Origin of the sequence: Gemmatimonas sp., from assembly GCF_046594945.1 — a bacterium.
Classification (GTDB): Bacteria; Gemmatimonadota; Gemmatimonadetes; order Gemmatimonadales; family Gemmatimonadaceae; genus Gemmatimonas.
The window spans coordinates 1-14,772 of sequence record NZ_JBKJRB010000069.1 but is presented as its reverse complement, the minus strand read 5'-3'; the positions used below and the strand labels follow the sequence as shown (position 1 = coordinate 14,772).

Below are 14,772 nucleotides of genomic sequence, written 5' to 3'. Positions count from 1 at the left end.
ACATTTTTTGATTCAACCTATCGCGGCTGACGGCGAGCCAAAGCTTTTCAGCGGGCTCGGCGCCCCCATTAAGCTCCCGCTGATTGACGTCACTGCGTTCAAATCAGGAGTTCTGTTGGCACGCTACGGACGCAAGGCCTAACAATTCATTCAAGCCGAAGCCGCTTCGCGGCTCGGCTCAATTCAGGCGTTGGGCAGCACCAGTCAGTCTCGCGTGTGAAGAAGGGCCCCCTGTGTCAGGATAGTTGTCGCATGAGCGGTGCGCACGCATCGCGCATGGCAATCACAGGTCGGGGGCACGGAGTGAGCTCGAATATGGTATGACAGCACCGAAGAAGCGGACGCCGCGATGGACCGGCGCGGAGAAGCTGCGCGTCGTGCTCGCCGCCGAGGGATTCGACGGCCCGGCGCTCGGCGCGCTGCTGCGGCAGGAGGGCCTGCACACGGCGCAGCTCGGGGAGTGGCGCGCGGCGCCCGAAGCGGCGTTGGGCGCCCCGGCCCGCCCGCCGGGGCCGTCGCCCGAGGCGCAGCGGATCGTGGCGCTGGAGCGCGAGCTCCGGCGCAAAGAAGCAGCGCTCGCCGAAACGGCCGCGCTGCTGGTGCTCAAAAAAAGTCCAGGTGATCTGGGCGGACGAGGACGATCCCACGGGCCCGAGGCGCGCACGATGATCGTCGCGCTGATCGAAGCGGCGGTGGACAGCGGCGCGCGGCGCGCGGCGCGCGCCGGCGTGTGCGGTGGTCGGCCTGAGCGTGCGTACAGTGGAGCGCTGGCGCGGTCCGCATGCGCAGGATGCGCGGCAGGGCCCGCGAACCGCCCTAGCGAACGCGCTGACGGACGCCGAGCGCGCCGCCGTCTTGGCGCTCGTGAACAGCCCCGCGCATCGCGACGCCTCGCCGCATCAGATCGTGCCGCCGCTCGCCGATGCGGGGGTGTATGTCGCCTCGGAATCGACGATCTCTCGCCTGCTGCGGGACGCACGCCAGCTCGCCCATCGTGGCCGCGCGCAGGCGCCGGTGCGTCGCGAGGTCGTCGCGCATCACGCAACTGGCCCGCAGCAAGTGTGGCGCTGGGACATCACGTACCTCAAGAGCCCCGTGCGGGGCGTGTGCTGGTATCGCTACCTGATCATGGACATCTGGAGTCGCCGGCATCATGGGCTGGGCCGTGCACCCAATGCAGAGCGACACGCCGGCGGCCACGCTGTTCACGACGGTGTGTCACGCGCACGCCATCACCGGCACCGACCTCGTGCTGCACGCGGACAACGGCGGGCCGATGAAAGGCGCCACGATGCTCAGCACCCTCGAACGCCTGGCGTGATCCCGTCCTTCAGTCGGCCGCGGGTGAGCGATGACAATCCCTACTCCGAAGCGCTGTTTCGCACCCTCATGTATTGTCCCGCATTTCCGACACAGCCCTTTGCCACGCCCGACGCGGCACGCGCCTGGGTGACGGCCTTCGTCACGTGGTACAACCACCAACACCAGCCCAGCGCAATTCACTTTGTCACGCCGGATGATCGGCATACCGGCCGCGACATCGCGATGCTCGCGCAGCGCGCGGCGGTGTATCAGGCCGCGCGCGCGCACCGCCCCGAACGCTGGCGTGGTGCCACACGCCACTGGGCGCGCACGACGGTGTACTTGAATGACGCACAGTCCGCGACCGCGGACGTCGTCGCCGAATAGAACTTTATACGACAACTATCTTGACATTCACCGAGGGGCAACAGAATGGCAACGTATGTGGACTTGAACGGAGTGCGAACGTGGTTCGACGAAACGGGCACGGGCGAGCCCCTTGTGCTTCTGCATCCTGGCCTCGTGGACTCCAGGGCTTTCGGGCCGAACCTCCAGGCCTTCGCCGCGAGGTTCCGTACGTTCACTCCGGAGCGCCGAGGTCATGGACACACGCTCGACGTCGGGCTAATCACCTTCGAACTCATGGCCGAAGACACGATCCACTTCCTTGAGCGGGTCGTTGGCGACCCGGTGCGGCTGCTCGGTTGGAGCGATGGTGCCGTCATCGCGCTCCTCGTCGCCTTGCGCCGGCCCGATCTTGTCTCTCGCTTGGTGTTCGTCGGCGGTGTCTTTCATCACGAGGGCTGGCTGCCCGGAGTCATTGACCCGAATAACAAGCCCCCAGAGTTCCTAGCAGCAAGCTATGGCGAAGTATCACCGGACGGCGCCGCCCATTTCCAAGTGGTTGCCGAGAAACTCGCTCGCACGCACCTGATCGAACCGGCCTTGACCGCCGCAGACCTTTCTAAAGTCACGTCCCGAATACTGGTGATGCTTGGCGATGATGACGAAGTCGCGCTGGAACACGACCTCGCCCTCTACCGGACACTGCCAGACTCCGAGTTGGCGGTGATCCCCGGCACCTCGCACGGTCTGCTGGTCGAGAAGCCGGAACTCTGCAACGGCATCATCCTGGACTTCCTTTGCAACGAGCCGGTACAGACCCTTGCGCCGATCCGGCGCGCGAGCGCCAGTCTTGGCACGCGAGGGACAAATGAGGGAGCCGCGCAATGATCATCGTCTCCGGTCGAATCTACATCTTATCGGGGCGGCGCGAGGCCTTCCTCGCGTCGTCTCGCAGTGCCGTGGTGGCGGCACGAGCCGCGCCGGGTTGCAGGGACTTCATCGTCGTCGCAGACCCAATCGAACCAGACCGCGCGAACGTCTACGAGGAGTGGGATTCCGAGTCCGAGCTTGAGGTGTTTCGAGGTGCTGGTCCATGACCTGAACTGACCCAAGTCATCGAACGTGCAGAGGTGTCCCGTCATCGCGTGGCCTCCTCCGGGCCGGCGTGATCATGATTGCCTGCGCGCGGAGTGCTGCCCAACAACCGGTTGCAGCGGACGGCGCTCCGCGCCGCCGCTGAATCGGATCGTTAGCCAGCAGCCACATAACAGGTCGTCATGCGCGTACTTCTCTGGATCGCCTTTGTCGGATCGCTTGTGGGACTCGCAGGCTACGTCGGTCTGTCTCTTTACTACCGACGTATCGGTCGCTCCAAGCCGCCGGTGCTGGCCGGCTCAATCACTGGATCCCTCGCGGTGATATTGCTCGTAGCGATGATGCTCCGTGGCGTTGACCAACCGTTCACTGCACAACTACTCGTGACCTCGTCGATCCTGCTCGTATTATCAATGCTGTTACTGGTTAATTCGACGCGACGCCGAACGGGACCGGCCACTCAAGAATAGATGTGCGCTGGAGTTGCCTACGGAACTAAGTAAGGGGGCGGCTACAGGTGGATCGGTCGATGCTTTGCTTCTCGAATGCGCGGTTCGTTCTCAGCCTCCGTCGTTCCTTCTCGGGGCTAACGTGCGTTGCAGCAGTCGGGCGAGCTAGGGAGGCTCGCTGCGCTCGCGTTTGATTTGAGCGCCCGCTGCAGAAGCCAGCGTTGGCCAGCGTTCCAGCAGCAACGCTCCGCGTCACGTCTTACATCGTTGGTGCAGTCGACGAAGTGGCGATCGATCAGGATCGAGGTGCGACGGCGTGGGTGCGCTGGCTATGCTGGCGCGGTGGCTGTTAGGTGGATACATTGTACACACACTCGATGGAGCGCCTATGAAAGCACGGTTGGTCCGGATCGGAAATTCTCGCGGCGTCCGCCTTGCGAAGCCGCTACTCGAAGAAGCCGGTCTCACCGATGAGGTCGAGATTCGCGTCCAAGCGGGTGCCTTGGTGATAACTGCAGTGATCGCCCCCCGCGCTGGCTGGGCGGACGCGGCGGCAAAGGGTGGACCTGCGCCGCTTCTTGATCCTCCGACCATGACGCGCTTTGATGAGGCTGAATGGCAGTGGTGACGCCCGCGGCGGTCCGCCGGGGGGAGGTCTATCTCGTGTCGCTCAATCCCACGCGTGGCCGCGAAATTCGGAAAACCCGGCCGTGTGTGATCGTGTCGCCCGATGACTTGAATGCACATCTCGGCACGTTCATCGTCGCGCCGCTGACGACAGGCAGTCCTCCGTATCCGTTTCGTGTCGCGTGTCGGTTCGCCGGCAAGGACGGCCATGTAGTGCTGGATCAGTTGCGCACTGTCGATCTCGAACGCTTGGAGAGGCGGCTCGGCGCGCTGACGGCCGCCACGCAATCGAAAATCCTTGGCGTGCTCCAAGCCATGTTCGCGGCGTGAATGCTGGCTAACCTGACGCTGCTGCAGACGGCAGCTCATTGGTGCGCCGTGTAATTCGTTCGCTGCCGCTCACTCATTCACGGCTTCCTATTGGAGCCGCTGCAGCAGAGCTCAGCGTTATACAGCTAGATTGCTGTCCGGATCTGTATGGGGTGATAGCTTTCCGCAGTCCCCTACTCCGAGGTCGTCATGGCGAATCCCCGTCCCCCGGCGCTCCGTGCGCCGGTCGAGCGCAAGCGGAAGAACATCATGATCGATCAGCGCAAGCTCGACGCGGCAAAGACCGCTCTCGGTGCGCTGACGGAGACCGCCACCATTGACGCGGCCCTCGATCTGGTCGTGTTTCGGACCGAGGTCTTTCATGCCCTCGATCGCGTAGCCGCCGACGGGGGATTCGCACCGGCCGGTCGCCGTCGCCGCGCCGGATGATCTACACGCTCGACACGAATATTCTAATCGACGCGTTGCGCCGCCCGGCGGAGATGCTCCTCCTCAAAGAATTCTTGGAATGGGCGCTGCCGCGGACGACGCTGTCGAGCGTGGTTGCGAGCGAGCTGCTGGCGGGCGCGCGGACCGACGCGGCGCGGCGACTCGTCGAGCGCGAGTTGTTGGGCGCGTTCGAACGGCGCGGGCGGATCGTCGCGCCAAGTGTCGCAGCGTGGGCGAAGACTGGCATCGTGCTCGGGCGCGCGACCAGCGCGGCCATCGGCGCGTCGTGGCAGAATGATCTGCTGTTGGCGCACACCGCGCGCGAATTCGGCTGGAGCCTCATCACCCGCGACAAAAATTTCAGGCGCATTCGTTCGCTGGTGAGAGGTCTGCGAGTCGAAGCGCCGTTCCCGCGCCGACCGACCATCGCGCGGGGCGCTATATAACGATGCTTACTGCAGACGGGCCAGGTGGTAGAATATCTCAGACTACGCCGAGCGTCTGGGTGCGCGGCGAGGTGAAACTTCGCGCGCGTCATTGCACACGGGCATTGGCCCATTGTTGTGACGAAACCTGCTTCTCGTGTGTCGGGACGTGCGATCGCTTGGTGTTTTCTTCCGCGGCATATCCGGTATTGGCCAGCGTTCCGATGGTATGTGCGAGGCAGAACAGCTTCCATTGCGCGTCGACTTTCGTGCGTCCGCGCAACATGAACCGGTCGAGCCCCTTGTTGTACCGCACATTGCCAAACACGGGCTCGACCGCGCCGAAGCGTTGGGCATACGGCGCACGTCCCGTCGGCGTGTCGATCCGGGCCTTCATGCGCGCCGACTGGGCTTCTTCGGCCGCGTCGGCCCGCCCGCGAAAAAACGTGACTGGGCGCGACACGGTTTTCTCCGGCGTACGCCAACACGGTGCGCGTTATGCGCACGGTGCGCGTTATGCGCACGGTGCACCGTCACGCTTCGCGCCGCGACATTGCTCCGACACGAACCCCTTCGTCACCAGAGTCTTTCCCTTGCGATAGAGCGCCTTGCCGGCGGGACAAACACACGTGCGCGCCTCCGCGTCATACGTGAAGTTGTCGGGTTGAAACACGGCGGGTGGCTGCTTTACGTGCGTCGTGTTGTGCAGCGGATCGGGTTTGTGCTGATGCCGCGCTTGCGTCGCGACGCGGTCATCCCGTTTTCGCATAGCATGGTCGGCGATGAGCGCGTCCACCGGCAGCGCCGCAAGTTCTTGGAGATGCGCGTCGCGGTGATAGCCCGCGTCGGCGGTCATGCGGGAGTCCTTCGTGAGCAGCGGCCGGATCGCGGTGACCAGCGGGAGCAAGATTTCCTGTTCCGACTCGGTCCCGTGGGCGTGGGCGTCGACGAGGATCTGGTGTTTCCGATCCACCGCGGCGACGCCCGTGTACCCCTGAATGCCGCCTTGACTCGTGGCCATCTTCGCCCGCGCACTGTCGATGCGATGGCGCTGGCGAATCGCCCCTTTCGCGCCCGGCCGGTCGTGCGGATGCGCCGCGAGCCACCCTCGCATCGGCGCGGCATCGTTCTTGAGTCACGCCACCCGAGCGACCGCTTTGGCGGCCCCGTCCGGCTCAACGGGCAGCCCGTCCGCCTCGCGATGACGGGCGAGCATGGTCGTCGCGGCCGCTTCCAGTTTTGCCGCCTGCTTCTCGAAATCGGCCCGCGTCCCACTTCGGTGTTTCGACGCGTTGCTCGGCCACGTGACGCCGTCAATCGCGAACATCTCGCGGCCAATCAGGCCCTGCCGGTCACACACCGCCAGCACCGCCGCAAACCCCCGCCCGCTGTCGTCCCCGAGCGTGCTGACCAACTGCGCAATCGTCGTACAAGGCGGTACCGTATCGCCACACCACGCCATGAAGGTGACGTGCTCCCGGCCGGCGCGTTCGATACCGCAGCCGCTGACCATGCCCGGCGAGTAGGCGAACACCACCACCGGCAACAGCATCGCGGGTGGATAGGCCGGTGCGCCCGTCGTCTCATGGCGAAAGCGCGCATCGAAGTGCGACCGGTCGATCACCCCACTGCGCAAATGATGGAGTGCATGCTCGAATGTGCCGGGGAGCAATTGCTTGGTGCGATCGACCGCGAGAAACTGCGGATTGGTATCAATGTATTGGTAACGCGCCATGACACATCCTCGACAGCACGGTGATCGTACCGCACATTCCCTCGACATGACGACGCGCAAACGAGGTTATTCGCTGCACCATGTATCGAGACTTTTCCTACAACCTCGTTAGACCCAATACTGTCCAGTTATGATGACGATCGCCGTGACGAGGACTTCAGGGGCCAGTGTCAGACGACACGGGGATGGTGGATCGGCCGCGCGTGAGGTGGGGGCGACGGCAAGGACTGTAGGGCGGGTACGCGCCGTGGGGAGCGTTCGATGAGAACGGCGGTACCGCAGATCACCGCGAACCACCACGGGTGGTCGTTGCCGCGGACTCGCGAATACGCCTGCTCATCGGCGGCGAAGCGCACGGCGGCGGTGATCACTAGCACTGAACCGTATTGGCGTTAGACCTCACTTACTTGGCCCAGCGGGCGAGACACAGTATGGCGCGTTCAGTCGTTCTCTTTTTCGCATTGCTCTTCACGGCTCTCGTGGCTGGCGGAGCGTTTGTTATCTGGATCGAGTACAATCCAAACGGAATGTCGGCGGCCTCCTATGTCGGCGGAATGCAACACGCAATTCGGGTGTTTACCATCCCATTGCCGACGACCGTGATCTTGAGCTTGCTGTTTTGTGCCGCCTCTGCCTTCCTCGCGCGAGGTGAACGCCCGGGGTTCTACCTGCTGGTTGCGGCCACTGGCTCCGTGCTGGCTGTTGCGCTCATTACGGTCTTCGGCAACATCCCAATCAACAATCAGATCACGAGATGGAGCATTGCCGCGCCACCGGCGAGTTGGGTAGAACTGAGCGCGCAGTGGTGGCAATTTCAAACGGCGCGGACGATCGCCGCCGTGTGCGGGATGGCGCTGCTGATAGTCGCGGTGCTGATGCGCCGCTCGGCGCCACGGGAAGTCTAACAAACGGTTGCAGCGGACAACCGATTTGTCGTGTGTGCGCTTCGCGCGCTCGATGTCATTCGGCTGCAGCTGAACCGTGGCGTTGGACCTCCGAGACAACGGAGTTGAAATGATTCGGATACAATCGTTGGTTGTGGCGTTGATCATCCATATGGCGAGCGCTGATCGCGCCGCAGCACAGTCGCCGGTGAGTATGGAAGCGCTGACGGCGGACCGAGCGTCGGTGGGCACAGCAGGTATCATCAGTGCCCGCATTGTCGCCGGCGATTCGCTCATTGTCTCTGTGAAAGATGCTCCTCTTACCATGGAGCTAGTCGAAGCGGGAGAATGGCTATTCGGCGGGCTCGATCAGCCGGCGAAGGCAGTCAGTCGCACCGAGGCCATCGCGATTCGATCAGGGCTACCGGCGGAGACCTCGGTGAAGATCATTGCTTTTGGCTGTGTTCCGTAGCCGCGTGGGTTTCCAGGCTGTGGCAGCGAAAGGAGCGCGCCACTCCGCCCACCGTGGAACCGTTATACTACCGCGACAACTATCTTGACACTCACCGTGGGCGTTGCCGCTTCACCATTGCTCCCAGCGACTGGCGGCCGTCGGTGCTCGGAACCCGTGTGGCCCAGATCGGGCCCTTGCCGCTCGTGCCCGCTGACTCCCTCGCCGCCGTGTACATGGAAGGCGTGTTCGAGCCCGGCATGAATTCCGTGGTCCATCGGCACGCGGGCGCCGAAGCGTGGTTCACCCTCGAAGGCTCCATGTGTATCGAAACCCCGGCGGGCATCCTGACGCAGGCGGCAGGCGACGCCGGCGTGCTCGTGCCGGCCGGAGTGCCGATGATGCTCACCGGGACCGGCAAGGGCCCGCGGCGTTCCGTCGTGCTCATCCTCCAAGATGCGACGCAACCGCGATCAACGCCCGCGATGGACTGGACGCCACAGGGTCTGTGCGCACGGCAGGCGCTTCGTACCGGACGTGCAGAGCACGCCGGTCGTGCAGTTCGTGGTCGAGGCGTCGCGCCTGCCTCTTGAGCGGCGCCCGCTGCGCCGTGTGCAGGTCCGTCTGTAGACGCGGGAGCTCGGGGAGTGCCACGGGCGTCTCCACCTTGTACTTCTCGAGCAACGCGCCAATGGCGCGCTGGCCTCGTAGTGCGCGGCACACCAGTACCAACCGCGCCCGGAGCAAATCACGCGCTTTCCGCTGTCCCTCGCGGATCATGTGCGCCTCCGGAATCGGCTCCGCGCGGAGCAGCTGCGCCATCGTGGCCGCATCCACGGCGTCGTCTTCACCTTGGCGTAACTGATCGCCTTTAGATACAACACTGTCCAGTTAGGGTGATCGCCGCCGCCAACCACTCCCACGCGGCCGAGCTGCCATCCACGTCGTCGTCCCCCCCAGTCCTGGTCACGGTGCTCGTCATGATAACTGGACAGCCTTGCCTTTAGAGACGTCGCGTGGGCGAGGCGCAGGTCAGTGCCCTACGGCACGAGCACGTCGCACACCCACTACCACATGCGGGTGCACTCGCGGACGGCCCGATGCGGGCCGTTCAGCGTGGCGAAGTCGGCGGAGACCGCGGCGCGGTCCGTGGGTAGATCCGCCTTCCGCACCAGCGTCCCGCGACGACGGCCGTCTACACACCCATCACGGCGCAGGTGGCGCGAACCGGCATCGGAGCGGTCCGTCGTCTCACGGCGCGAGCACGCGGGCGTGGCGAACGACACGCGAGACCGAACGCCTCCCCGTGCCGTCCTTCCCTGTGGTATTCACGCTCCCAGCCGAACTCCGGGCGATCGTACGCGGGCGGATGGTTTGGCTCCGGTCGCCTTTCCTCAGGTTTGGCCGCGGCCCACTTACCGACGCAGCGCCCGGCCCGCGAAGACATTCGCCATCTGTCGCTCCTGTACTGCGGCCTGCCCGTTCACGAACACCCACACCATCCCGCTCGACAGTCGCGTCGGTTCGATGTACGTCGCTTCGTCGCGGATGGTCTTGGGGTCGAACACAATCACATCGGCGAACGCTCCGGCACGCAGCACGCCGCGATCCAGGATGCGATACGTCTCCGCTACCTGCCCTGACGACGCGCGCACCATCCGCTCCATCGTGATCACCGGCTTGTCGAGCACGTAACGACGGATCTTGCGCGGGTACGTGCCATACAGCCGTGGGTGCCCACCCGATCCGTCGGAGCTGGTCATCACGTACGGATCTTTCATGAACGTCTCGATGTCCGCTTCGGTCATGTTGAACGACGCCACGCTCATATCGAGCCCTTCGTTGATCATCGCCAGCGCCGTCTCCGCTGCCGGCAGTTTCCGCTGTGCAGCCGCCTGCTTGAGCGTTACACCGATGTACGGCTTGGCCGCCGCGCTGCCGCCCGTAAGCAGCAACGTGCTGTCACCACCTCGACGACGCAGGTTGTCACGCATCTCTACGAGCATCTTCTCGCGAAGTGCCGCATCGGCGATGCGCAGCTTGAGTGAATCATTGCCACCAGCCTGCGCCCAGCGCGGCACCAGCGCGGCACTCAGCCCAGTGCCGCTTGCCGTCCAGGGATACTGGTCGGCCGTCACTACACATCCCTTGGCGCGCGCCTCGCGCATGATGCCCAACACGCTGTCGGCCTTCCCCCACACATCGACACCCAGTGTCTTGATATGGCCCACGTTCGCGGTCAGTCCCGACTCGCACCCAATGCGGATCGTCTCCCGTACCGACTCGAGCACGCCGATGGTGTACGACGATTCGTCACGCTGATGCGTGTCGTACACACCACCAAACGGCTTCGCGGCGGAAATCACGGCGATCGCCTCCTCGGTGCTGGCGTAGCTTTGCGGCGCATAGAACAACCCCGAGCCTACACCAAACGCGCCTTCCTTCATGGCCTTCGTGATCAACGCGCGCATGGAATCGATCTGCACCTTCGACGCTGGCGCCGACGACGCACCCATCACGTTCGCGCGCACCGTCCCAAAGCCCACCGTGGCATACGCGTTCGTGCCAAGCCCCAACTTCTCCGACTCGTCGAGAATGCGCTTCACATCGAACGGCCCGCGCCCATCGGGACCAATCGTGACCGTGGTGACGCCCTGCATCAACGACGACGCGCTCAACCGGCGCTCGGCGTTCAGTCGCGGCAAGCCTTCAAGCGCATGCGTATGCGGATCGATGAACCCCGGCGACACGATCAGCCCCGTGGCATCGATACGGCGCGCGGCCGTGGTCCCAGCTGGAATGGCACCAACGAACGCAATGCGATCACCACGAATGCCCACGTTCGTCACACGCCCCGGTGTGCCCGTGCCGTCATAGACCATCGCCCCGGTGATGAGCACGTCCACGGCGCTCTGCGCCCGCAATGCTGCGCCAGACGGCAGTGTCGCGAGGAGGGCGCCGAGCCGGGCGACGCAACGGGCGTATGATAGGAGAGTCATGATCGGAGGATGTGTACTGAAGGAGTGCGTTGAAGGTCGTACGCTAGATGTTACGCGCCGCACACCAGCGTCGCTGCCGCGAGGTCTTCCAGCGCCAGTCCAACCGACTTGAACAGCGTGATCTGCACACGATCGGTGCGACCCACCTTTGTACCCGCTACCAGCTCACGCAGCTCGGCCACCACGTGCGCGCGCGAGATCACGCCGCGCGCCAGCGGACCTACCAGATCACCGGCTTCGCTCAGTGCCCCGTCGTAGCTGTCCAGCACAATACGACTCACGCGCACCACGTCGTCATCCGCCTCGCGCATGGCGGGCGTGAAACCGCCCACGAGGTCCACGTGCGTCCCCGGGGACAGCCATGCACCCTGCACGATCGGCGTGCGTGATGTGGTCGCGGCGCACACGATCTGCGAGGCCGCCACCGCGCTGGCCAATGCATCGGGCTGGTCGCCGCACGATTCCACCGGCAGCCCCTCGCTGGCCAACGTGGCCGCGACCGCAGCGGCGCGCGAGGTCGAACGTCCCCAGATCCGCACGCGCGTGATCGCCGGGCGCATCGCGCAGTAGGCGCGCACCATATACGGCGCCAACGTGCCCGTGCCGATCACCAGCAAGTCGCTCGCGCTGTCGCGCGCCAGATACGTGGCGGCCAACACCGACGTGGCGGCCGTACGACGCACTGTGAGCGCCTCGCCATCGAGCACCGCACGTGGTTCGCCGGTGTGTCGATCGAGCAGGATGTACAGCGCCTGCACGGTGCGGGCCGAGCGGGAGTCGGGCATCACCGTCACGACCTTCACACCAAGGGCGCAGTCGCTCCACGCCGGCATCAGCAACAACGAGTCCCGCTCGCTCAGCGCGTGCGCATGGCGGCGCGGCACCGTGGCCCCCGCCGCGAAGGCATCGCGCAGCGCGGGCACCAGCGTGGACCACGGCAGGGCGGCGTGGACCTGTTCGGCCGAATGGTAGGGCAGCATCTTGGGATTCTATGTCTCCAGACGCCATGCGGAACCAGCAGTGGGACCCGTCGATGAAGGTCGTGATCATCGGCGGTGGAGTGATGGGCGCGGCCACCGCCTCCTTTCTTGCCACGCGCTACGGCATTCGCGCCACCGTCCTGGAGCGCGACGGGTCATACGCTCGGGCATCGAGTGCGTTGTCGGCCTGCGCCATTCGGCAGCAGTTCTCCACCGAAATCAATATTCGGATCTCGCAACAGAGCCTACTCTTCTATCGCGACATCGGCCACCACTTGGCGGTGGGCACCGAGTATCCGGGTATCGGCCTCGTGGAGCCGGGCTACCTGTTTCTCGCCACCGACGCCGGCGCACACGTGCTCGCGGAGAATCAGGCGCTGCAAACGCAGTGCGGCGCTGCAGTCGCCCTGCTGTCACCCCTCGAGCTTGCCGCACGTTTCCCGTGGCTCTCTACGGAACACATTACCCTCGGATCACTGGGACTGTCGTCGGCGCTGAGCGGTGAAGGCTGGTTCGACGGATACCGCGCGTTGCAGGCGTTCCGGCAGCACGCCATCGCATTCGGCGCGCGCTTCATCGAGGCCGAGGCGGTCGACTTCGACACGCGCAACGGCGCGGTGAAGTCGGTGATCACGGCGCAGGGCGAACGCATTGCCGCCGATGCCGTGCTCATTGCCGCCGGTGCCTGGTCGTCGCCCGTGTCGGCGGCACTTGGCTTTGAGCTACCGGTTCGCGCCCGCAAGCGTGACGTGTTCTCGTTGCAGGCCAACGCCCCCCTGGCGGGATGTCCGCTGGTGATCGACCCCAGCGGCTTCTGGTTTCGTCCCGATGGTGACACCGGACAGTTCCTCTGCGGCGCACCGCCGCGCGGTGTGGATATCGACGATGCACCGCTCGATCAGGTGGATCACGGACTGTTCGACCAGTGGCTGTGGCCGCGGCTGGCTGAGCGTGTGCCGCAGTTCGACGCCCTGCGCGTGACTGGCTCGTGGGCAGGGTACTACGAGTACAACAGCTTCGACCAGAACGGACTGGTTGGTCGATTACCCGGCATCAGCAACGCATTCGTGGCGGCGGGCTTCTCGGGACACGGGCTGCAGCAAGCGCCGGCGGTGGGGCTCGGCATGGCCGAGCTGATGGCCACGGGGGCGTATCACACGCTCGATCTCTCACCACTGGCGCTTGAGCGGATCGCGGCCAATGCGCCGCTGGTGGAGCGCAACATTATCTAGTGTGTCGTTCGGCGCCGCTCAAATGCACGAACACGGATTGCATCGGATGACGCGAAACACCGCGGATACGCACCGAGCGCAGTTTGCTTGTCCGTGTAGTTTCCGTTGATCCGTCTTATCCGTGTTCCAGCTGTTGCTTTGCCTGTGCTTTTGTCGTAGCCGTTGCGTCGGTGTCATCGTTCCTCTTTCCCGGTACGTCCATGTCCGCCGCTGTCCATTCGGAAACACACAAAGGCGCCAACAGCGGCTGGCTGCGGGCGGCCGTGCTTGGCGCGAACGATGGACTGATCTCGACCAGCAGTCTCGTGGTCGGTGTGGCGGCCGCGCAGCCGGATCGCGCGTTGGTGGTGGTGGCGGCATTGGCCGGACTGGTGGCCGGGGCGTTGTCGATGGCCGCCGGCGAGTACGTATCGGTGAGCTCGCAGTCCGATACGGAAACGGCCGACTTGGCGCGCGAGAGAATGGAGCTGGCCACGCAGCCCGAACATGAACTCGCGGAGTTGGCGGGCATCTACGTATCACGCGGACTGAGCCTGGAGCTGGCGAAGCAGGTGGCCGTCGAACTCACCGCGCACGACGCGCTCGGTGCCCACGCGCGCGATGAGTTGGGGATTCACGACCTTACGCGTGCGCGTCCTATTCAGGCGGCGCTGGCATCGGCGGCTGCGTTTGCCGTCGGCGCCGGGCTTCCCGTGCTCTTTGTGTTCGTGGCACCCACGGCGATTCTCACGCCGCTCGTGTTCGGCTCCACCATCGTGGCGCTCGGAGCGCTCGGCATGCTCGCGGCGCAACTCGGTGGTGCCTCGCTGTTGCGCGGCGCCGCGCGCGTCACGTTCTGGGGCGCGCTCGCGATGGTGTCCACGGCGTTGATCGGCAAGCTCGTTGGGTCTCCGGTGTAACGCGCGATGGCAAAATTACCGGTGGTCCAGAGCGCCAAGCGCGTCACCCGCACCTTCACATCGCAAGTCACCACGCTCAGCGCCACCGTTGGTGCCACGTGGACCGCGTTCGTCGTGAACGGCATCGCCGGCGGGGCGCTGATGCAATACGGCGTGATTCCACGAACACTCACGGGCCTCCGTGGCATTCTGTTCGCGCCGTTTCTGCACGCCAACATGCAGCATCTCATCGCCAACACCATTCCGTTTCTGGCGATGGGCTGGCTGGTGATGTTGCGCGACGCGCGTCACTTCCTGCCGGTTACGCTGTTCGCAATGCTGGGCTCGGGGCTCATGGCGTGGCTGCTCGGGGCGCCCGGCTCAGTCCACATCGGCGCCAGCGGCGTCGTGTTCGGCTACTTCGGCTTTCTGCTGCTCGGTGGCTGGTACGCGCGCAGCTTCATGAGCATTTCGCTCAGTATCCTGGTGGCGGTGCTGTGGGGCGGGTTAGTGCTCGGTATTGCGCCGGGACAGGTGGGGATCAGCTGGCAATCACACTTGGGTGGGTTCATTGCCGGGGTGCTGGCGGCACGGCGGTACAAGGGCGGGCG

18 protein-coding genes are annotated in these 14,772 nt (G+C 64.8%); 12 read left to right on the top strand and 6 right to left on the bottom strand.

Going from position 1 to position 14,772, the window contains the following annotated elements:
• Positions 1-1,153 precede the first annotated feature (1,153 nt).
• From ACLL97_RS07575 to ACLL97_RS07545, 7 genes are all read left to right on the top strand, one after another.
• Positions 1,154-1,321, top strand: a complete 168-nt coding sequence (locus tag ACLL97_RS07575) for a hypothetical protein (protein ID WP_411279869.1) — start codon at positions 1,154-1,156, stop codon at positions 1,319-1,321.
• A 23-nt stretch (positions 1,322-1,344) separates the two neighbouring features.
• Complete coding sequence (locus ACLL97_RS07570) at positions 1,345-1,689, top strand: hypothetical protein (RefSeq protein WP_411279868.1); 345 nt, start codon at positions 1,345-1,347, stop codon at positions 1,687-1,689.
• A 45-nt stretch (positions 1,690-1,734) separates the two neighbouring features.
• On the top strand, positions 1,735-2,535 hold the full coding sequence (locus ACLL97_RS07565) for an alpha/beta fold hydrolase (protein ID WP_411279867.1): 801 nt from the start codon (positions 1,735-1,737) through the stop codon (positions 2,533-2,535).
• Positions 2,532-2,744, top strand: coding sequence for a putative quinol monooxygenase (locus ACLL97_RS07560; protein ID WP_411279866.1), 213 nt, complete (start codon positions 2,532-2,534; stop codon positions 2,742-2,744). Before ACLL97_RS07565 ends, ACLL97_RS07560 begins: the two co-directional genes overlap by 4 nt.
• Before the next feature lie 1,062 nt (positions 2,745-3,806).
• Positions 3,807-4,148, top strand: coding sequence for a type II toxin-antitoxin system PemK/MazF family toxin (locus tag ACLL97_RS07555; protein ID WP_411279865.1), 342 nt, complete (start codon positions 3,807-3,809; stop codon positions 4,146-4,148).
• 189 nt (positions 4,149-4,337) lie between these two features.
• Complete coding sequence (locus ACLL97_RS07550; RefSeq protein ID WP_411279864.1) at positions 4,338-4,577, top strand: hypothetical protein; 240 nt, start codon at positions 4,338-4,340, stop codon at positions 4,575-4,577.
• Positions 4,574-5,023, top strand: coding sequence for a type II toxin-antitoxin system VapC family toxin (locus ACLL97_RS07545; protein WP_411279863.1), 450 nt, complete (start codon positions 4,574-4,576; stop codon positions 5,021-5,023). Before ACLL97_RS07550 ends, ACLL97_RS07545 begins: the two co-directional genes overlap by 4 nt.
• An 88-nt stretch (positions 5,024-5,111) precedes the next feature.
• On the opposite strand, the gene ACLL97_RS07540 is transcribed toward ACLL97_RS07545, so the two are convergent.
• Genes ACLL97_RS07540 through ACLL97_RS07530 form a run of 3 tightly spaced genes read right to left on the bottom strand, consistent with a single transcriptional unit; the run spans position 5,112 to position 6,737 of the window.
• Positions 5,112-5,465, bottom strand: a complete 354-nt coding sequence (locus ACLL97_RS07540) for a transposase (RefSeq protein ID WP_411279862.1) — start codon at positions 5,463-5,465, stop codon at positions 5,112-5,114.
• A gap of 51 nt (positions 5,466-5,516) precedes the next feature.
• Positions 5,517-6,116, bottom strand: a complete 600-nt coding sequence (locus tag ACLL97_RS07535) for a transposase (RefSeq protein WP_411279861.1) — start codon at positions 6,114-6,116, stop codon at positions 5,517-5,519.
• A 21-nt stretch (positions 6,117-6,137) separates the two neighbouring features.
• Complete coding sequence (locus tag ACLL97_RS07530; protein WP_411279860.1) at positions 6,138-6,737, bottom strand: transposase; 600 nt, start codon at positions 6,735-6,737, stop codon at positions 6,138-6,140.
• A gap of 479 nt (positions 6,738-7,216) precedes the next feature.
• Here ACLL97_RS07530 and ACLL97_RS07525 point away from each other — a divergent pair, with 479 nt between their 5' ends.
• Positions 7,217-7,642 carry an anthrone oxygenase family protein gene (locus ACLL97_RS07525; RefSeq protein WP_411279859.1) on the top strand — a complete coding sequence of 142 codons (426 nt, stop codon included), beginning with the start codon at positions 7,217-7,219 and terminating at the stop codon, positions 7,640-7,642.
• A 109-nt stretch (positions 7,643-7,751) separates the two neighbouring features.
• Positions 7,752-8,093 carry a hypothetical protein gene (locus ACLL97_RS07520; RefSeq protein ID WP_411279858.1) on the top strand — a complete coding sequence of 114 codons (342 nt, stop codon included), beginning with the start codon at positions 7,752-7,754 and terminating at the stop codon, positions 8,091-8,093.
• Positions 8,094-8,516: 423 nt separating this feature from the next.
• Here ACLL97_RS07520 and ACLL97_RS07515 read toward each other — a convergent pair whose 3' ends face one another.
• The 3 genes from ACLL97_RS07515 to ACLL97_RS07505 form a co-directional block, all read right to left on the bottom strand.
• Positions 8,517-8,909, bottom strand: a complete 393-nt coding sequence (locus ACLL97_RS07515; protein ID WP_411279857.1) for a hypothetical protein — start codon at positions 8,907-8,909, stop codon at positions 8,517-8,519.
• Between the two features lie 578 nt (positions 8,910-9,487).
• Positions 9,488-11,071, bottom strand: coding sequence for an N-acyl-D-amino-acid deacylase family protein (locus ACLL97_RS07510; RefSeq protein WP_411279856.1), 1,584 nt, complete (start codon positions 11,069-11,071; stop codon positions 9,488-9,490).
• A 50-nt stretch (positions 11,072-11,121) separates the two neighbouring features.
• Positions 11,122-12,051, bottom strand: coding sequence for an ornithine cyclodeaminase family protein (locus ACLL97_RS07505; protein ID WP_411279855.1), 930 nt, complete (start codon positions 12,049-12,051; stop codon positions 11,122-11,124).
• Positions 12,052-12,062: 11 nt separating this feature from the next.
• Here ACLL97_RS07505 and ACLL97_RS07500 point away from each other — a divergent pair, with 11 nt between their 5' ends.
• From ACLL97_RS07500 to ACLL97_RS07490, 3 genes are all read left to right on the top strand, one after another.
• Positions 12,063-13,283, top strand: a complete 1,221-nt coding sequence (locus ACLL97_RS07500; protein WP_411279854.1) for an NAD(P)/FAD-dependent oxidoreductase — start codon at positions 12,063-12,065, stop codon at positions 13,281-13,283.
• A gap of 200 nt (positions 13,284-13,483) precedes the next feature.
• Positions 13,484-14,182 carry a VIT family protein gene (locus ACLL97_RS07495; protein ID WP_411279853.1) on the top strand — a complete coding sequence of 233 codons (699 nt, stop codon included), beginning with the start codon at positions 13,484-13,486 and terminating at the stop codon, positions 14,180-14,182.
• 6 nt (positions 14,183-14,188) lie between these two features.
• On the top strand, positions 14,189-14,772 hold a 584-nt coding region (locus ACLL97_RS07490; protein WP_411279852.1), incomplete at its 3' end, for a rhomboid family intramembrane serine protease.